This is a genomic window from Streptomyces massasporeus (genome assembly GCF_014648995.1).
In the GTDB taxonomy this organism is placed as follows: Bacteria; Actinomycetota; Actinomycetes; order Streptomycetales; family Streptomycetaceae; genus Streptomyces; species Streptomyces massasporeus.
The window spans coordinates 88,527-106,900 of record NZ_BMSE01000023.1 but is presented as its reverse complement, the minus strand read 5'-3'; the positions used below and the strand labels follow the sequence as shown (position 1 = coordinate 106,900).

At 74.1% G+C, this 18,374-nt stretch carries 16 protein-coding genes; 9 read left to right on the top strand and 7 right to left on the bottom strand.

The features are described 5' to 3' along the window. Positions 1 to 49 precede the first annotated feature (49 nt). The 4 genes from IE153_RS35375 (at position 50) to IE153_RS35360 (ending at position 5,443) form a co-directional block, all read left to right on the top strand. Positions 50 to 880 carry an alpha/beta fold hydrolase gene (locus IE153_RS35375; protein ID WP_189593789.1) on the top strand — a complete coding sequence of 277 codons (831 nt, stop codon included), beginning with the start codon at positions 50 to 52 and terminating at the stop codon, positions 878 to 880. A 67-nt stretch (positions 881 to 947) separates the two neighbouring features. Then, positions 948 to 2,387: a MocR-like pyridoxine biosynthesis transcription factor PdxR gene (gene pdxR, locus IE153_RS35370; RefSeq protein WP_189593788.1), complete on the top strand. Its 1,440-nt coding sequence runs from the start codon at positions 948 to 950 to the stop codon at positions 2,385 to 2,387. Positions 2,388 to 2,514: 127 nt separating this feature from the next. After that, positions 2,515 to 4,077 (top strand): alkaline phosphatase D family protein, encoded by a 1,563-nt coding sequence (locus IE153_RS35365; RefSeq protein ID WP_189593787.1) that lies wholly within the window; start codon positions 2,515 to 2,517, stop codon positions 4,075 to 4,077. Between the two features lie 109 nt (positions 4,078 to 4,186). Further along, positions 4,187 to 5,443 carry a GNAT family N-acetyltransferase gene (locus tag IE153_RS35360; protein ID WP_189593786.1) on the top strand — a complete coding sequence of 419 codons (1,257 nt, stop codon included), beginning with the start codon at positions 4,187 to 4,189 and terminating at the stop codon, positions 5,441 to 5,443. A gap of 9 nt (positions 5,444 to 5,452) precedes the next feature. Here IE153_RS35360 and IE153_RS35355 read toward each other — a convergent pair whose 3' ends face one another. Further along, complete coding sequence (locus IE153_RS35355; RefSeq protein ID WP_189593829.1) at positions 5,453 to 6,697, bottom strand: trans-sulfuration enzyme family protein; 1,245 nt, start codon at positions 6,695 to 6,697, stop codon at positions 5,453 to 5,455. Positions 6,698 to 6,764: 67 nt separating this feature from the next. Here IE153_RS35355 and IE153_RS35350 point away from each other — a divergent pair, with 67 nt between their 5' ends. Both IE153_RS35350 and IE153_RS35345 read left to right on the top strand, forming a co-directional pair. After that, entirely contained in the window at positions 6,765 to 7,256 is a 492-nt protein-coding gene (locus IE153_RS35350) for an Lrp/AsnC family transcriptional regulator (RefSeq protein WP_030835643.1), read from the top strand. A gap of 31 nt (positions 7,257 to 7,287) precedes the next feature. After that, positions 7,288 to 8,979: a DUF885 domain-containing protein gene (locus IE153_RS35345; protein WP_189593785.1), complete on the top strand. Its 1,692-nt coding sequence runs from the start codon at positions 7,288 to 7,290 to the stop codon at positions 8,977 to 8,979. A gap of 275 nt (positions 8,980 to 9,254) precedes the next feature. On the opposite strand, the gene IE153_RS35340 is transcribed toward IE153_RS35345, so the two are convergent. Continuing rightward, a complete protein-coding gene (locus tag IE153_RS35340; RefSeq protein ID WP_189593784.1) occupies positions 9,255 to 9,773 on the bottom strand; it encodes an immunity 21 family protein in 519 nt (172 codons plus the stop codon). Positions 9,774 to 9,818: 45 nt separating this feature from the next. After that, a complete protein-coding gene (locus IE153_RS35335) occupies positions 9,819 to 10,292 on the bottom strand; it encodes a rhodanese-like domain-containing protein (protein ID WP_189593783.1) in 474 nt (157 codons plus the stop codon). Between the two features lie 93 nt (positions 10,293 to 10,385). On the opposite strand from IE153_RS35335, the gene IE153_RS35330 reads away from it, so the two are divergent. After that, entirely contained in the window at positions 10,386 to 10,832 is a 447-nt protein-coding gene (locus IE153_RS35330; RefSeq protein ID WP_142165198.1) for an Lrp/AsnC family transcriptional regulator, read from the top strand. Positions 10,833 to 10,834: 2 nt separating this feature from the next. On the opposite strand, the gene IE153_RS35325 is transcribed toward IE153_RS35330, so the two are convergent. From IE153_RS35325 to IE153_RS35315, 3 genes are all read right to left on the bottom strand, one after another. After that, a complete protein-coding gene (locus IE153_RS35325; protein ID WP_189593782.1) occupies positions 10,835 to 13,831 on the bottom strand; it encodes an AAA family ATPase in 2,997 nt (998 codons plus the stop codon). Further along, positions 13,828 to 14,991 (bottom strand): exonuclease SbcCD subunit D, encoded by a 1,164-nt coding sequence (locus IE153_RS35320; protein ID WP_189593781.1) that lies wholly within the window; start codon positions 14,989 to 14,991, stop codon positions 13,828 to 13,830. Before IE153_RS35320 ends, IE153_RS35325 begins: the two co-directional genes overlap by 4 nt. Positions 14,992 to 15,174: 183 nt before the next feature. Then, positions 15,175 to 15,570 (bottom strand): asparagine synthase-related protein, encoded by a 396-nt coding sequence (locus IE153_RS35315; RefSeq protein WP_229829327.1) that lies wholly within the window; start codon positions 15,568 to 15,570, stop codon positions 15,175 to 15,177. Positions 15,571 to 15,718: 148 nt separating this feature from the next. On the opposite strand from IE153_RS35315, the gene IE153_RS35310 reads away from it, so the two are divergent. Then, positions 15,719 to 16,072: an SDR family oxidoreductase gene (locus IE153_RS35310; RefSeq protein WP_308432231.1), complete on the top strand. Its 354-nt coding sequence runs from the start codon at positions 15,719 to 15,721 to the stop codon at positions 16,070 to 16,072. Between the two features lie 65 nt (positions 16,073 to 16,137). Here the strand turns inward: IE153_RS35310 and IE153_RS35305 are convergent, their stop codons facing one another. After that, complete coding sequence (locus IE153_RS35305) at positions 16,138 to 16,740, bottom strand: MarR family winged helix-turn-helix transcriptional regulator (protein WP_189593780.1); 603 nt, start codon at positions 16,738 to 16,740, stop codon at positions 16,138 to 16,140. A 71-nt stretch (positions 16,741 to 16,811) separates the two neighbouring features. Between IE153_RS35305 and IE153_RS35300 the strand changes: the two genes are divergently transcribed. Further along, on the top strand, positions 16,812 to 18,350 hold the full coding sequence (locus tag IE153_RS35300; RefSeq protein ID WP_229829326.1) for an MFS transporter: 1,539 nt from the start codon (positions 16,812 to 16,814) through the stop codon (positions 18,348 to 18,350). Positions 18,351 to 18,374: the final 24 nt, after the last annotated feature.

Below are 18,374 nucleotides of genomic sequence, written 5' to 3'. Positions count from 1 at the left end.
GACAAGCTGTCTACGGCGTCCGTCAGCGAGTACAGCCGAGGAGCACCCCATGTCCGCCACCGTCTCCTTCAAAGTCGCCTCCGCGCAGGGCGAGCAGAGCGTGACCCTGTCCTACACACGCCGGGGCAGCGGCGAACCGCTGCTCCTGCTGCACGGCATCGGCCACCACCGGCAGGCGTGGGAACCGGTGATCCCCGCGCTCGCGGCCGAACGCGACGTGATCGCCGTGGACCTGCCCGGCTGCGGCGATTCACCGGCGCTCCCGGACGGCATGGCGCACGACCTGCCCACGATGAGCACGGTCCTGACGGCGCTCTTCGGGGCGCTGGAGATCGACCGGCCGCACGTGGCGGGCAACTCGCTCGGCGGCCTGCTGGCGCTGGACCTGGCGCGGGCCCGGCTCGTCCGCTCGGTGACCGCCCTGTCCCCCGCCGGGTTCTGGAACGAGGCCGAGCGCCGCTACGCCTTCACCGTGCTGTCGACGATGCGGCAGATCGCCCGCCGCCTGCCGCCGCCGGTGGTCGAGCGGCTGGCCCGCCCGGCCCTCGGCCGCACCCTGCTGACCAGCACCATCTACGCCCGCCCGGGCCGCCGCTCACCCGAGGCCGTGGTCGCGGAGACGCTCGCGCTGGCGAACGCCCAGGGCTTCTCCGAGACACTGCGCTCCGGGCGGACCGTGCAGTTCACCGACGACATCGTGGGCACGCCGGTCACCGTGGCGTGGGGCAGCCGGGACCGGCTGCTCATCCCCCGCCAGGGCGTGCGCGCCAAGGGCGTGATCCCGCGGGCCCGGCTGGTGCGGCTGCCCGGCTGCGGCCACGTCCCGATGAACGACGACCCGGCGCTGGTGGCCCGGGTGGTCCTCGACGGCAGCCGCTGACCCGCCCCGGGGGGCGGCGCACCTCAACGGTCTCCCCTCCCTTGGGAACCCTCTAAGGTCTCCCCTCATGAGACCAGTGCAGCGGGACCCGGGCGACGGTACGGCGTCCGCCGCCTGGGAGCTGCTGCTCCCCGCCGTCTCGGCTCCGGCACGCACGCGTGGCCGGTCCCTGCAGGCGGCACTGCGCGCGGCGGTCCGCTCGGGCCGGCTCGCGCCGGGCACCCGGCTGCCGTCGAGCCGGGACCTCGCGGCGGACCTGGGGGTCTCGCGCGGGCTGGTCACGGAGGCGTACGAGCAGCTGACGGCCGAGGGGTATCTGCGCAGCGGCCGGGGCGCCGGGACCTGGGTGGGCGCGGCCGTTCGGGCCGCACGGCCGCGGACGCACGACCTGGCCCCGCGCATCCCCGGCGCCCGCGCGGACTTCGTGCCCGGGACGCCGGACCTGGCCCTGTTCCCGCGCGCGGCGTGGGCCGCCGCGCAGCGCGGCGTACTGGCGGAACTCCCGCACCAGGAGCTGGGCTACCCCGATCCGCGCGGGCTGCCGAGGCTGCGCACCGCGCTGGCCGAACTGCTCGCCCGGCGGCGGGGCGTGGTGGCCGATCCGGAGCGGATCGTGGTCGTCTCCGGGGTGGCCCAGGCGACGGCGCTGCTCGGTTTCGCGCTGCACGCGCGCGGGGTGCGCACCGTCGGTGTGGAGGACCCGGGCAGTCCCCAGCACGACGCGCTGTACGCCTCGGCCGGCGTCACCGCGGTGGCGCTGCCGCTGGACGACGAGGGGGTCGCCCTGGAGCCGCTGCGGTCCTCGGGCGTGCGGGCCGTGGTGACGACTCCGGCCCACCAGTTCCCCACCGGCCTCGCCTACTCGGCCCGTCGGCGCGCGGAACTGCTGGACTGGGCGCGGTCGGTGGACGGCATCGTCCTGGAGGACGACTACGACGGCGACTTCCGTTACGACCGTGCTCCCGTCGGCGCGCTCCAGGGCCTCGACCCGGACCACGTGGCGTACACGGGCTCGGTCAGCAAGTCCCTCGCGCCGGGCCTGCGGCTGGGCTGGCTGCTGGTGCCGGAGTCCTGGACGGAGGAGGTCGTCGAACGCAAGCGCACGATGGATCTCGGCCACCCGGCCCTCGACCAGGCCCTGTTCGCCCGGTTCCTGGAGCGCGGCGACTACGACCGCCAGTTGCGCCGCTGCCAGCGCACCTACCGCGACCGGCGCGACGCGCTGGTCGCCGCCCTGGACGCGCACTTCCCCGGATCGGAGGTGTCCGGGATCGCCGCGGGCCTGCACGTGATCGCCACGCTGCCGCAGCGGTACGGGCCCGAGGAGCGGTTCCTCGCGCGTGCGGCGGAGGCGGGGGTCGCGGTGCGCCCGCTCTCGGCCTACGCCCACGCGCCGGCCGGACCCGAGGGGGACAAGGAGATCCGGCTCGTCCTGGGCTACGCCCATGTGCCGCCCGCCCGGATCGCCGAGGGCGTGCGTCTGATGGCCGAAGCGGCGACCGGGTGAGCCGACCGGTTCGCGCGTTCCCTCACCCTGCGGTCAGTTGTTCACTTGGGGTTCGTGTGTGCGCTGCGGCGAGCCAGTAGGTGTGGCTCTGCACACTTGGCCGGATCCCGTCCCTGGAGGCGCATCCATGTCACACCGTCCGTTGCCCGGGCGCCGTAGCGTCCTGCGTGGCTCCCTCGCCGCGTCGGCGGCCCTGTCCCTGCCCACCGCTCTCGGCGCGGCGCCCGCCTTCGCCCGCTCCGGGCGCCCGACGGCGGGGTGGGGGGTGCAGGCGGGGGACGTGACCTGCGACTCCGGGCTGGTGTGGGTGCGCTCCGACCGGCCGGCCCGGATGATCGTCGAGACGTCGGCGACCGAGTCGTTCCGCAACCCCCGCCGATGGCACGGGCCGCTGCTCGGCCCCGGCACCGACTTCACCGGCACGACCCGGCTGCACGGCCTGCCCTCCGGCGAGCAGATCCACTACCGCGTGCTGCTCGCCGACCCCGACGACCCGCGACGCGCCGGCGAGCCGGTCACGGGCACGTTCCGCACGGCATCCGCCAGGCGCCGTGACGGCGTGCGCTTCGTCTGGTCCGGCGACCTGGCCGGGCAGGGCTGGGGCATCAACCCGGAGCTCGGCGGCTACCGCATCTACGACGCGATGGGCGCCCTCGACCCCGACTTCTTCCTCTGCAGCGGCGACAACATCTACGCCGACGGCCCGATCACCGGCACCGTGGCCCTGCCCGACGGCCGGACCTGGCGGAACATCACCACCGAGGAGAAGGCGAAGGTCGCCGAGACGCTCGCGGAGTTCCGCGGCAACTTCCGCTACAATTTCCTGGACGAGAACCTGCGGGCCTTCAACGCGCGGGTCCCGTCCATCGTCCAGTGGGACGACCACGAGGTCCTCAACAACTGGTACCCGGGCGAGATCCTCACCGACACCCGGTACACCGAGAAGAACGTCGACGTGCTCGCCGCCCGCGCCCGCAGGGCCTTCTCCGAGTACTTCCCGATCTCCACGCTGCGCAGCCCCGACGGCCGGGTCTACCGCGTGCAGCACCACGGCCCGCTTCTGGACGTGTTCGTCCTGGACATGCGCACCTACCGCAACGCCAACTCGCCGGACGACCAGCCGGTCGACCCGCAGGGCATCCTCGGCCGCGAGCAACTGGAGTGGCTCAAGCGCGAGCTGTCCCGCTCCCGGGCGGTGTGGAAGGTGATCGCCGCCGACATGCCGATCGGCCTCGTCGTCCCGGACGCGCCGAACATCGAGGCCGTCGCCCAGGGCGACCCCGGCAAGCCGCTCGGCCGCGAGCTGCAGATCGCCGAACTGCTGCGGTTCGTCAAGCACCGCCGGATCACGGGCACGGTGTGGCTGACCGCCGATGTGCACCACACCTCGGCGCAGCACTACCAGCCGTCCAAGGCCGCCTTCACCGACTTCGAGCCGTTCTGGGAGTTCGTCTCGGGCCCGCTCAACGCCGGTGCCTTCCCCGCGAGCGCGCTCGACGCCACCTTCGGCCCGGACCGCGTGTTCGTGAAGGCGCCGACGACCGCCAACGTCTCCCCCGCCGGCGGTTACCAGTTCTTCGGCGAGGTCGACATCGACGGCCACAGCGGGGAGCTGACGGTACGTCTGCGGGAGCAGGACGGCGCCGTGCTGTTCACCCAGACCCTGCAGCCGGGCCTGGTCGGCCAGTAGGTACGGAGCGCAACGTTTGAAGCGTTGACAAAGGGGGCAGACTGCCCCCTTTACCCGCCGGTCACAATGCGTTCGCGATCACGCAACACCGTTCCGTCACAGTGGGTGCATGACGCGAGAAGTGACTCAAGTGACGCACCCAGACGACAACTGCCGCCCCGCCACCTCGTGGCAGCGGGCCACGGCCGCGTTCCACGCCTGGCGGACACGACGCCAGGAACACGCACCGCCGACGGGTGATACCGGGTCCCCGGCACCGGAGCCGGTGCCGGGGGCGAACACCCTGTGGCGGATGCGGACCACGGTTCAGGACGAACCGGGGTCCCTGGCCGCGCTGTGCGGTGCCCTGGCCGGGCGGCGCGTCGACATCCTGAGCCTGCAGACGCACCCGCTGGCCACGGGCACGGTCGACGAGTTCCTGCTGCGGGGCCCGGCCGGTCTGGCTGCGTCCGATGTCACCACGGCCGTCGAGTCGGCCGGTGGCACCGACACCTGGATCGAGCGGGCCGACGCCCACGACCTGGTGGACGCGCCGACCCGGGTCCTCGGGCTCGCCGCCCGCACCGCCCTGGACGCGGCGGAACTTCCGCTGGCCCTGCGGCAGTTGCTCGGCCGGTGCACGATCCGGTCCCGTCCCGCTCCGGCCGGCGGCGGTCGGGCCACGGGAGGCGTTCCCGTGGAGGGGGCGCTCGACGACACCGTGATGAGGCTGCGCGGCCCGGAAGGCGGCGTGATCACCGTCGAGCGGCCGTATCTGCCCTTCACCCCCACCGAGTTCGCCCGGGCCAGGGCCCTGGTGGAACTCGACGCCCGGCTCGGACCGCGCCTGCCGCACGGCCGGGACGTGCTCACGCTCGCCGAGGGCAGCGACATCACCGTGCGGCGGGCCGACACCCGTGACCTCGAAGCGGCCAGGGCGATGCACGAGCGCTGCTCTGCGAGCACGCTGAGGCTGCGCTATCACGGGCCCGTCGGTGACGCCGACCGGTACCTCAACCACCTGCTCAGTCCGCGGTACGGGCGCACCCTCGCTGTGCAGACGGCGTCCGGGCGGGTCGTCGGGCTCGGTCACCTCCTGTGGGACGGGGACGAGACGGAGGTCGCGCTGCTCGTCGAGGACGCGTGGCAGCGGCGGGGCGTCGGTGCGCAGTTGCTGTCGCGGCTCGTGGCCATGGCCGTCGAGGCGGGGTGCTCCAGTGTGTACGCCGTGACGCAGGCGTCCAACACGGGCATGGTCGCCGCCATGCGCGGGCTGGGGCTGCCTCTCGACTACCAGGTCGAGGAGGGCACGCTGGTGATCACGGCGCGGCTGGGTGAGGCGGTCGTGACGAGCGCGGAGGAGCTGGGGAGCGCCTCCGCGTCGTAGGGGCGTGCGTCAGTCGGCGAGTGCGGGTGCTTCGTGGTTGCTCGCGCCCACGCGGCGGAGCCGCACATCAGCACAGCCCCGCGCCCTTTCGGGGCGTCGTCCCAGGGCTGCGTCCAGATCCGACCAGAGGTCCTCCACGTCCTCCAGCCCCACCGACATGCGCAGGAGCCGGTCGCTCACGCCGGCTCCCCTGCGGTCGTCCGCGTCGACGATGCGGTGGCTGATGGAGGCCGGGTGCTGGATGAGGGTGTCCACGCTGCCGAGGCTCACCGCCGGGGTGATCAGGCGAACCGCGCCGATCACCTCGTGCGGGTCGCCGTACACCTCGAAGGCGACCATCGCGCCGCCGATGCGCGGGTAGTGGACGCGGGCGACGCGCGGGTCGGCGGCGAGGCGGCGGACGAGTTCGGCCGCCGTGGCGGAGGCCGCCCGGACCCGGACGGGGAGGGTGGACAGGCCGCGCAGCAGCAGGTAGCCGGCCAGCGGGTGCAGCACGCCGCCCGTGGCGAAGCGCACCTGCCGCAGCCGGCCCGCGAACTCCTCGTCACAGGCGACCACGCCCGCGAGGACGTCGCCGTGTCCGCCGAGGTACTTGGTGGCGCTGTGCAGGATCAGCCGGGCCCCGTGCTCGGCGGGGCGCTGGAGGACCGGCGTGGCGAAGGTGTTGTCGACGAGCAGCGGCACCGAGCCGCAGGCGTGCGCGACGGCCCGCAGGTCGACCTCGGCGAGCGTGGGGTTGGCCGGGGACTCGACCAGGACGAGTCCGGTGTCCGGGCGCAGGGCGTCGGCGACACCGGCCGGGTCGGTCCAGGTCACCTCCGAGCCCAGCAGCCCGGCGGTGAGCAGATGGTCGCTGCAGCCGTACAGGGGGCGTACGGCGACGACGTGCCGCAGGCCCATGGAGCCGCGGACGAGCAGGACGGCGCTGAGCGCGGCCATGCCGCTCGCGAACGCCACTGCCGCCTCGGTGCCCTCCAGGCGGGCCAGGGCGGTCTCGAAGCGGGCGACGGTCGGGTTGCCCAGCCGTCCGTAGACGGGCGGGCCGTCCGGCTCCGCGCCGGTGGTGGCGAACGCGTCGATCCGGGCCGCCTCGCCGCGGCTGTCGTACGACGGGTAGGTGGTGGACAGGTCGATGGGCGGGGCGTGCAGACCCTGCCGGGCGAGGTCGTCCCGCCCGGCGTGCACGGCCTCGGTGGCGAGGGCTCGCGGTGCGGTGCGTATGTCGTCGTGGGCGCGCGTGCTCGTTGTGTCCATGTCCATGGTGCGCAAGGGTGAACATCGGCCGGGCTGCCGGGTACGGCTCCCGTGCTACGTTCGGCCGATGGCTGAATCTGTCGTACTCGATCCGGTGGATCTCCATCTGTTGCGGCTGTTGCAGAACGACGCCCGGGCGACCTACCGGGATCTCGCCGCGCAGGTCGGAGTGGCGCCGTCGACGTGTCTGGACCGGGTCACGCGGCTGCGCCGGTCGGGCGTCATCCTCGGGCACCGGCTGGAGCTGGATCCGGCCAAGCTCGGACGGGGACTGGAGGCCCTGCTGTCAGTGCAGGTCAGGCCGCACCGCCGGGAGCTGGTGGGACCGTTCGTGGAGCGGATCCGGGTCCTGCCGGAGTCGCGGACGGTCTTCCACCTGACCGGTCCCGACGACTATCTGGTCCATGTCGCGGTCGCCGACATGGCCGACCTGCAGCGGCTGGTGCTGGACGAGTTCACGTCGCAGCGGGAGGTGGCACGGGTGGAGACCCGGCTGATCTTCCAGCAGTGGGAGTGCGGGCCGCTGCTGCCGCCTTCGCCCTCGGCTCAATCGGCGTGACGTGCGCGGTCCGTCGTACGAGGATGGCGGCATGTCTGAGATCAAGAGCCCGCTGCCCCGAGAGGTCGCCGACGCGTACGTCGACGAGCTCGTCGCCCTCGACCCGATCACCGGCACGTTCCTCGGCGACAAGGAGAGTTCGAGCAGGCTGCCCGACACCTCGCCCGCCGGGCAGGAGGCGCTCGCGGAGCTGGCGCGGCGGACGCTGGCCCGGCTGGACGAGGCCGAGCGGCTGCCCGGCGCGGACAGTGACATCGAGCGCCGGTGCGCACGGCTGCTGCGCGAGCGGCTGGGCGCCGAACTGGCGGTCCACGAGGCCGACGAGAGCCTTCGTTCCGTCAGCAACCTGAGCTCCATCGCGCACGCGGTGCGGCAGGTGTTCACCGTGACGCCCGCGCAGGCGGAGGAGGACTGGGCGGCGATCGCCGAGCGGCTGCGCGGTGTCCCGGCCGCGCTGGAGGGCTATCGGGAGTCCCTGGCGCTCGGCCTGGAGCGGAAGCTGTACGCCGGCCCCCGCGCCACCGCCACCTTCGTGACGCAGCTCGGTGAGTGGGCCGACGCGGACGGCGAGGGTCACGGCTGGTTCGAGCAGTACGCGGCGGCCGGCCCCGAGGCCCTGCGGTCCGAGCTGGACGCCGCCGCCCGCTCGGCCACCGAGGCGGTCGTGCGGCTGCGCGACTGGATGCGGGACGTGTACGCGCCGACGATCGAGGGCGCGCCGGACGTGGTGGGCCGGGAGCGGTACGCGCGCTGGGTGCGCTACTTCAACGGCACGGACCTCGACCTGGACGAGGCGTACGCCTACGGCTGGTCCGAGTACCACCGGCTGCTCGGCGAGATGAAGAGCGAGGCGGAGAAGATCCTGCCGGGCGCCGGCACGCCGTGGGAGGCGCTGGCCCACCTCGACGCGCAGGGCACGCACATCGAGGGCGTCGACGAGGTCCGCGACTGGCTGCAGAGCCTCATGGACGAGGCGATGGACGCGCTCGACGGCACCCACTTCGACCTGGCCGAGCGGGTGCGCCGGGTGGAGTCGCGCATCGCCCCTCCGGGCAGTGCCGCGGCCCCCTACTACACGCCGCCGTCGGACGACTTCTCCCGGCCGGGCTGCACCTGGCTGCCCACCATGGGCGAGACGCGCTTCCCGGTCTACGACCTGGTGTCGACCTGGTACCACGAGGGCGTGCCCGGCCATCACCTCCAGCTGGCCCAGTGGAAGCACGTGGCGCAGAACCTCTCCCGCTACCAGGCGAGCGTCGGCATGGTGAGCGCCAACGCCGAGGGCTGGGCGCTGTACGCGGAGCGGCTGATGGACGAACTGGGCTTCCTGACCGACCCGGAGCGCCGGCTCGGCTACCTGGACGCCCAGATGATGCGCGCGGTGCGCGTCATCATCGACATCGGCATGCACCTGGAGCTGACGATCCCGGACGACTCGCCCTTCCACCCCGGCGAGCGCTGGACGGCCGAGCTGGCGCAGGAGTTCTTCGGCTCGCACAGCAGCCGGCCCGCGGACTTCGTGGAGAGCGAGCTGACCCGCTACCTGTCCATGCCGGGCCAGGCCATCGGCTACAAGCTGGGCGAGCGGGCCTGGCTGCTGGGCCGCGAGAACGCCCGCGCCCGCCACGGCGACGCCTTCGACCCGAAGGCCTGGCACATGGCCGCGCTGTCCCAGGGGTCGCTGGGTCTGGACGACCTGGTTGACGAACTGTCGCAGCTGTAGGCGTGTCGTAGCTGTAGGCGCGGCTGCGGGGCGCCGCTCTCGCGGAGCCAGACGCGTCCGCGGGGCGTCGCTACCGCGGCGCCAAGAGGCAGGCGCATCCGCGGGGCGTCGCAACGACGGCGTCATGATGCAGGCGCGTCCGCAGGGCGTCGCCACCGCGGCGTCATGATGCAGGCGCGTCCGCAGGGCGTCGCCACCGCGGCGTCATGATGCTGGCGCGTCCGCAGGGCGTCGCTACCGCGGCGTCATGATGCTGGCGCGTCCGCAGGGCGTCGCTACCGCGGCGTCAGGAGGCGCAGCTCGATCAGGTCCAGCCAGGCCTCCGGGCCCGGCTGGACCCTCGCCGCGCGGACCGCGTATCTGCCGGGTTCCAGGGCCACCCGGACCTGGTCGGTGTCCGCGAGGCCCGTCCCGGGCCAGGCCGCGTCGAAGAGGCGGACGGGCCCGGGCACCTTCCAGGTCGTCTCCGGTCCCCACTCCGCCGTGGCGGTCGCCGGCGGGACGCTCGCCAGCAGTTCGTGCTCGGAGTCGCCGGCGCACCACCGGACGAACATGCCCCGGTCGGGCAGGTAGGCGGTCGAGGCGGGCTCGTCGCCCAGGACCAGGGCGGTGGAGTCGCCGACCGGGAGGAGGCCGACGTGGCCGTCCACCTCGCAGGCCCGGTCGTAGTCCGAGGCCGTCTCCTCGCCGTCGGCACCCGCCCAGAACGGCAGGACGGTCTCCGGCACCGCTATCAGCGGTCCGCCGCCCGACTCCACCCATTCCACTGCGCCCGGCTCCGCGTATCGCACCATGGCGCAAGAACCTACAGGGTCAACTCGCGGCAAAGGATCGGGGGTTCAGCAGCCGCAGTCGCCGGTGTCCACGGGCGCCGTCAGGGGGTCCGGGGCCCTGCGCTCGCGCCCCTGCCAGGTCTCGAAGGCCAAGCCCTCGCGCACCCAGTACTCGAAACCGCCGAGCATCTCCTTGACCCCGTAGCCGAGTTCGGCGAGGGCCAGGGCGGCCCGGGCGGCGCCGTTGCAGCCGGGACCCCAGCAGTACGTGACGACCGGCACCGACCGGTCGAGGAGCCGCTCGGCCTGCTCGGGGACGAGCGCGGTCGGCAGGTGGAGCGCGCCGGGGATGTGGCCCTGGTCCCACGCCTCGGTGGAGCGGGAGTCGACGAGGACGAAGCCGGGGTCGCCGCCGGCGGCGAGTGCGGCGGCGACGTCGGACACGTCGGTGTGGAAGGCGAGACCCGCGCGGAAGTGGGCGGCGGCCTCGGCCGGAGCGGCGGGGGCGACGCGCAGGACGGGGTTCACGGTGGTGGTCATGCGGCAAAACTACGGCCGCCGGTGCCGTCCCTGAAGTGACGATCCCCGGCGCTCTGCTTGATCCGCCGGGGATTCCCCTGCTATCCCTCGGGCATGACCGAGTATTCCCCGGACGCCACCGACTGGCGCATTCTGGACGTCCTCCAGCGGGAGGGCCGGGCCAGTTTCGCCGAGCTGGCCCGCGCCGTCTCCATGTCCGCGAGCGCGGTCACCGACCGGGTGCGCCGCATGGAGGAGGCCGGGGTCATCCGGGGCTACGCGGCGGTGGTGGACCCGGAGCGGCTGGGCCTGCCCATCCTGGCGTTCGTGCGCCTGAGGTATCCGAACGGCAACTACAAGCCCTTCCACGACCTGGTCGCCGTCACGCCCGAGATCCTGGAGGCGCACCACGTCACGGGGGACGACTGCTTCGTCATCAAGGTCACGGCCCGCTCGATGCGCCACCTGGAGGAGGTGTCGGGGAAGATCGGGGCGCTGGGCTCGGTGACCACGAGCGTGGTGTACTCCTCGCCCCTCCCCGGGCGTCCCCTGGGGCGCTGACGTCAGCCGGTGCCGCGCTGGCGCAGTGTCGAGCCGGACCGGCCCTTGAGCACTTCGAGCTGGGCGTGGATCCGCCGCCGCAGGTCGGCGACGTGGCTGACGATGCCGACGCTCCGGTCGCGTTCGCGCAGGGAGTCGAGGACGTCGAGGACCTCGTCGAGGGTCTGGTCGTCGAGGCTGCCGAAGCCCTCGTCGATGAAGAGGGTGTCCAGCCGCACCCCGCCCGCCTCGTCCGTGACGACGTCCGCGAGGCCTAGGGCCAGGGCGAGCGAGGCGAAGAACGTCTCGCCGCCGGACAGGGTCGCGGTGTCGCGTTCGCGGCCGGTCCAGGCGTCGACGACATGCAGTCCGAGCCCGCTGCGGCCGCGTCCGGTGCGGTCGTCGGAGTGGACGAGGGTGTAGCGGCCGGAGGACATGCGGCGCAGCCGGACGGTCGCGGCGGCGGCGACCTGCTCCAGCCGGGCCGCCAGGACGTAGGACTCCAGGCGCATGCGGCGTTCGTTGTCCGCCGAGGTGCCCGCGGCGAGGCCGGCCATGCGGGCGACGCGGTCGTACTCCTCGCGAAGCGGCGCCAGCCGGCGCACGGAGGCGGTCGCCCGGGCGGAGAGCCGGTCGAGTTCGGCGCAGCGCCGGCCGGCGGCGTCATGGGCGGAGGCGGCGTCGCGCAGCCTCCGGGCCGCCTCGTCGGCGGCCTGCTGGGCCGATTCCAGGTCGGCGTGCGGCTCGCGGGCCGCCGCGGCCGTGTCGGCCTCGGCGAGGACGGCCCGTACGGCGGCGTCCTCGTGCTGCCAGGCGTCCAGACGGCGTTGCAGTTCGCGGTGGGCGGCGTTGTCGAGGAGGGCGGCGGCCGCGGCCTGCGGGGTCTCGAAGCCGGCGCGGAAGGCGGCGTCGGCGAGCCGGGCGTCGGCGTCCTTGAGCCGCTGGGCGGTGTCCTCGGCGACGCGGGCGGTGTCGGCGGCGTCCGTGAGGAGCGCGGTGCGCCGCTCGAGCTGTGCGGCCCGCGCGGCGACGCTGTCCAGGGAGCCGCGCGCCCGGTCCAGCTCCGTTTCCAGGGAGGCCCGTTCGCGGTCCAGTCGCTCCCGGTGACCGACCCGGGAGGCGGTCCGGACGGCGGTCTCCTGCCGGGCGGCGAGGCGCCGTTCGTGCTCTTGCCCGGCCTGCCGCAGCCGTTCCTGCGCGGCGTGCAGCTCGGCCGCGGCACTGCGGGCCTGCGCGTACCGCTCCTCCAACTCCGCTGCTTCACGGGCGAGTTGTTCGGTGGGGCTGTCACCGGCCTCCGCGGTGGCCGCGGCGAGGGCCTCCCGTACGACGGCGAGTCGCCGTTCGTCCTCGGCGCGCTGCTCGTCGGCGCGCTGGTAGGCCGTGAGGGCGTGCTCCTCCGCCTCGCGGTCGACGTGCCCGGCGACCTTGCGGGCGGGGTCGGGGTGTTCGGTGGCGCCGCAGACGGCGCAGGGTGCGCCGTCGGTGAGGTGTGCGGCCAGTTCGGCGGCGATGCCGTTCAGGCGCTGCTCCTTGAGGTCCAGCCAGTGCTGCTTGGCCCGGAGCGTGTCGTCCTGCGCGGTGCGGACCCGGTCGACCGCCCGGTCCGTGTCCTGGGCGAGCTGGTCGCGCATCCGGGCCGCCCGGAGCCGCTGCTGTGCGGGCTCGCGCCGCTCGGCGAGCTGCTCGGCGAGGGCGGCCGCCTGCTGCGCGGTGTCGACCCGGGTCTGGAGTGCGGTGCGCGTCTCCTCCCAGCCGTCGAGCCAGGCCTCCGCCTCGTGCAGGAGGTCCGCGTCGGCGCGGTCCTGGCGGTCCAGGCCGGCGCGCTCGTCGAGGAGTTCGGCCAGGCGCCGCTCGGCCCGGCGGGCCGAGTCGAGCCCGCCCAGTTCCTCGGCGGCCCGGCGTGCGGCGGCGGCCAGCCCGGCCGCGCCCGCGTCGGCGAAGGTGTCCGGGAGCAGGGCACGCGCGCGTGCCTCGGCGGCGGCCGCCCGGCGGTGTTCGGCTTCGGAGGTCTCGCGCAGGTCCAGGGCGGGCGCGACCGCTTCGGCCTTGCGGGCCCGCTCCATGAGCGCCAGGGCCTCCCGGTAGGCCTCGGCTCCCTGCTCCAGGCGCGCCGCCCGCTCCCTGGCCTCCGCGAACCGCCGCTGGAGCCGGGCGAGTTCGCGTACGTCGTCCAGGGCGCGGCCGGCGGCGGCCTGCGCGGACTCGGCGGCGGTGAGCGTGCAGGCGGCGACGGTGAGCTGCTCGCGGGCGGTGCTGCGGGCGACGGCGGCCGCGTTCAGTACGGCGTCGGCGAGTCCCGGTTCGCCCGGGGCCAGCTCGGGCAGCTCCATGGCGTCGCCCGCGGCCTGCTGCATGCGGTGGGCGTCGGCCAGCAGCTCCGCGTCCCCGTCCCGCACCTGGGTCTCGGTGGTGCGGCGCCGCTCGGCGAGGCGCTTCTCGACGTCGGCGAAGCGGCGGGTGTCGAACAGGCGGCCCAGCAGTTTGCCGCGGGCCTCGGCGTCAGCGCGCAGGAACCGGGCGAAGTCGCCCTGCGGCAGCAGCACGACCTGGCAGAACTGCTCCCGGCTCATGCCGAGCAGCTGGGTGATCTCCTCGCCGATCTCCTGGTGGGAGCGGCTGAGGTCCTTCCAGGTCCCGGCCGGCGCGTCGTACTCGCGCAGCCATGTCTGGGCCTTGTCCAGTGTGGTGCCGGTGCCGCGCTTCTTGGGGCGCTCCCAGGGCGGCTGGCGGGTGACCTCCAGGCGGCGTCCGGCGACGGTGAGGTCGAGGGTGACCTCGGTGCGGGTCGCGGATGCGGCGTGGTCGCTGCGCAGGGCCGTGCCCTGTGCGCCGCCCTGCCGGGCGCCCGGCACCGAGCCGTAGAGGGCGTAGCAGACGGCGTCGAGGACGGATGTCTTGCCCGCGCCGGTGGGGCCGTGCAGCAGGAACAGCCCGGCCGTCGACAGGTCGTCGAAGTCGACGGTCTGGGTGCCTCCGAAGGGGCCGAAGGCGGTGAGGGTGAGCCGGTGCAGCCTCACCGGGCCACCTCCCGTACGGTCTCGTCGGCCCGCACCGCGTCGAACGCGTCCCGCAGCACGCCCTGTTCGTGCGGGTCGGGCCCGGCGCCGCGCACATGGGCAACGAAGTCCTCGGCGATCTGCTGGTCGCTGCGGCCGGCGAGGCGCCGGGCGTACGACACCTCGGGCTCGGCGTCGTCGCGGGCGGGGTCGAAGACGAGGCTGAGGGTATGCGGGAAGCGCTCGGTGAGCCGGGCCATCGGGTCGGCCGGGCGGAGGGGGTCGGTCAGCGTCGCCTCGACCCACGCCTCCTCGTGCCGTGCCAGGTCCGGGTCGGCGAGCAGGTCCTCCAAGGTGCCCCGGATCCGGGCCAGGGGGCGGGGCACCGGGCAGTCGACGCGCTCGGCGTCGACGGAGCCGTCCGCGGCCAGGTCGACCAGCCACATGCTCTTGCGGTGGGCGGCCTCGGAGAAGGAGTAGGGCAGCGGGGAGCCGGAGTAGCGGACGCGGTCGGTGAGGGTCTGGCAGCCGTGCAGGTGCCCGAGCGCCACGTAGTCGACGCCGTCGAACACCCCGGCCGGCACCGCGGCGACGCCGCCGACGGTGATGTCCCGCTCGCTGTCGCTGGGTTCGCCGCCGGTGACGAAGGCGTGGGCGAGGACGACGGAGCGGGTGCCGGGCGCGCGGGCGGCGAGGTCGGCGCGGACCCGGTCCATGGCGGCGGCGAGCACGGCCTCGTGCCCGGCCTTCTCCACTCCGAACTCGTCCTTCACCAGGGCCGGTTCGAGATACGGCAGCCCGTAGAAGGCGACGTCGCCGTCGCCGTCGGCGAGCACCACCGGGGTGCCGGACGCCGACGGCTCGGTCCGCAGGTGGATGCCGGCCCGCCCGATCAGCCCGGCTCCGACGCCGAGCCGACGGGCCGAGTCGTGGTTCCCGGAGATCATCACCGTGGGCACGCCGAGAGCGGCGAGGCGGTGCAGGGCGTCGTCGAACAGCTCGACCGCGGCGAGCGGCGGCACGGCGCGGTCGTAGACGTCTCCCGACACGACCACCGCGTCCACGGCGCGCTCCCGCACGGTGGTGACGAGGTGGCCGATGAACTCGGCCTGGGCGCCGAGCATGTTCACCCGGTGGAAGGCCCGGCCGAGATGCCAGTCGGAGGTGTGCAGCAGCCTCAAGACGCCGCTCCGGCCTGCATGTCTCCCCCTGCTGTCCGCTTCGGCCGCCGCGAGCCGGTCCGGCTCGCCGTCAGACCCACCACGCTAACGCGTGGGGGCACCTGCTCCACCACGAACCCCGGAGCGCCACGCCTCTCCGGCGGCAATTCAGAGGAAATGTCCGCAACTGTGCTCTGCAGCAGGTCATTCCGGCGCGATGCCGTACTCCCGCATCCACCGGTCGAGATAGAGAGCGGTCTCCAGTCCGTTGCGGCGCAGCTGCGTGTCGAAGTGGCCCTGGGGGTGTTCGAGCAGCCGGGCGAGTTCGCGGGCGTCGACGACGTCGAAGGCGGGCGAGGGCCGGTCGGCGAGCCGCGTCTGGGGCCGGGCGCGCAGGTTCTTCTCGTAGAGCTGGTCGGCGGTGGCCGGGTAGGGGCTCTTGCGGCGCTCCAGCACGGAGCGGGGGACGATGTCGCGGGTGGCCCGCTCGAGCAGACCCTTGGGGTCGCCGCCGGGGGTCTTGAGGCCCCAGGGCGTGTTGCCCGCACCTCCAGCCTCAAGGGCACCGACGGCCCGGTAGGTGACCCACAGGCACGGCACCTCCGCGGCGGGGGCGAAGTGGGGTGCCCTTCTGCGACCACCGGCTGGTCGAGTACGTGCTACCGGACGTGCCGCCTGAACGTCACCCGTCCGGCGATCGCCCTGCGCGAGGCCGCCGGACCGCTGCCGAGACCGGGGCAGTGCCGTACTGGTCTCCTCCATTTCCGGCTGGAAGCCCGCACCGCCGGCCCCGTACGCGGCGGCCAAGGCCGCGCAGATCCACTTGGCCGCCTCCCTGGCCCGCGAGCTCGGCCCCCGGGGCGTCCGGTTCAACTGCGTCTCGCCCGGCTCCATGCTGATCGAGGGCAAGGGCTGGGCGAGGCTGCGGGACGAGGACCCGGAGGCCTACCGCCGGTTCGAGCAGGAGTTCCCCGGCGGCCGCCTGGTCGATCCGCGGGGTGTCGCCGAGGTGATCGCCTTCCTGCTCTCGGACCGGGCGGTCAACGGGGCGAACATCCCCGTGGACGGCGGACAGGACGCGCCGAGCGCCCACGGCTACTGAGCCGCTCCCGGCGGCGCCCCAGGGGCACGAGGGCCGTCGGGCCCGTGACGGCCGGAGCGAATGGATCAGCGCTGCTCCGGGTGGTCGAGGCCCGCGTGCCCCACGTGGGACACGCCCCGCACGTTGAGCTGTTCCTGCACGTCGCCGAGCAGCTCGCGCAGCAGTTCGGCGAGCGCCTCCTGCCGCTCCGCGCCCAGGCCTTCGAGGAGCTCGGCCTCGCGCGCGAGCACCCGGTCCACCGTGCGCTCGACCAACTCGTGCCCGGCCGTGGTCAGTTCCACCAGCACCGCGCGGCTGCGGCCGGGGGCCGGGCGGCGGGTGACCAGGTGCTCGCGTTCGGCTCGTGCGACCCGCTGCGAGATGGCACCCGCGGTGACCAGGGAGTGCCCGGCGAGGTCCCGGGTGCTCATCGTGTAGGGAGGCCCGCTGCGGCGCAGCACGCTCAGCAGGTCCAGGGTGGCCGGGTCGACCCCCGCCTCGGCCAGGACCCGTCGGCGATCGTCGCCGAAGTGCTTGGCGAGCTGCCAGATCCTCGTGACCACGCCGATGGAGTCCACCGGGGTCTGGGGGCGCTCGCGGCTCCACGCGGCCGCGATGGCGTCCGCGGGGTCGTCTCCTGTCGGGCCCGCGGCGGCCGGCCGGCGATCGCTTCGTTCCGGCGTCCTCATGGGGATTCCCTTCCACCTGCTACATTTAGATCTGAATTTAGTGCTAAACGTATGCGACGACGAGTGGTGATATGCGCACTGTGACACGGAAAGCGAGTCCGAAGGCCACGGCCGGGGCCTCCACCACCACCGGCCCTCCTCGAGCCACCGGACGGGACTGGGCGGGACTCACCGTGGTCCTGCTGGCGATGTTCATGAGCCAGATCGACATGTTCATCGTGAACGTCGCCGCTCCGGGGATCCAGGCGGACCTGAACGCCGGGTTCGGCCAGCTCCAGTTCGTGATCGACGGGTACGTGATCGCTTACGCAGCGGGCATGGTAACCGGCGGCCGTCTGGGCGACCGGATCGGCCGCAAGCGCACCTTCCAGTACGGCGTGGCCGCCTTCACCCTGACGTCCCTGCTGTGCGCGCTCGCGCCCGGCCCGGGCACGCTCATCGCGGCGCGGGTGCTGCAGGGCCTGTCGGCCGCGGTGATGACACCCCAGGTGCTCTCCCTCATCCGGGCCGTCTTCGTGCACGAGCGCGACCGCGCCCGGGCCGTCGGTGCCTACGGCGCCTCCATCGGCGCGGGCGTCATCGCCGGCCTCGTGGGCGGCGGCCTGCTGCTGGACCTGGACGTGGCGGGTCTGGGCTGGCGCATGATCTTCCTGATCAACGTGCCGATCGGCGCGGCGATCCTGTGCGCGGCCATGCCCGCCGTCAGCGAGAGCCGCAGCGCGGACCGGCCGCGCCTGGACATCGCCGGGGCGGCCTTCACCGCCGTGCTGCTGCCCCTCGTCCTGATCCCGCTGATCCTCGGCGGTGAGCACGGCTGGCCCGGGTGGACGTATCCGTGCTTCGTCCTCGGCGCCGTCGGTACCCTGGCGTTCCTGCGTTGGGAGCGCCGGACGGAGGCCGCCGGAAACGACCCGCTGCTGCCGGCCCGGCTGCTGCGGGCCAAGGGGTTCCCGCTCAGCATGGGCACGGTGCTGATGTTCTTCTCGGGCAACGCCGGGCTGTTCCTGGTGCTCACCTATCACCTCCAGTCGGGCCTGAGGCAGACCCCGCTGGCCGCGAGCCTGGTCTTCGTGCCGCTCGGCCTCGGGTTCATCGTCGCCTCGGCCGCGTGCCGCAGGCTCGCCGCCCGGTTCGGTATCGGGGTGTCGGTGGCGGGCGGCCTGGTCATGGCGGCCGGTCTCGTCGCCGTGCCCGCCGTCACCGGCCTCGACGGCACGGACCAGGCGGTCGCGCTCGCCGCCGTGATGGGCGTGTCCGGACTGGGGCAGGGCCTGGTCGTCGCGCCCCTGGTGGACACCGTTCTCACCCGGGTCCACCCGGACGACGCGGGCGCCGGGTCCGGTGTGCTCAACACCGTCACCCAGGCGGGGATGGCCTTCGGGGTAGCCGTCATCGGGGCCCTGTACCGCGGCTTCCTGGGTACCAATCCCCAGTCGCCGGGTCCGGACACGGACCTGGCCGACTTCGCGGCGGCCTTCGACCGCACCGCGTACGTCCTCGCGGCCCTCGCCGTCGGCACGGCGCTGCTCGCGTTCCGGCTGGGCCGCGTCCCGGCGGGTGCGGACGGGGAGGGGGCCGAGGGCGGCCGGACCGGAGCCGGGCCCCGCTGACCTCGGCGGGCGACCGGACCCGGC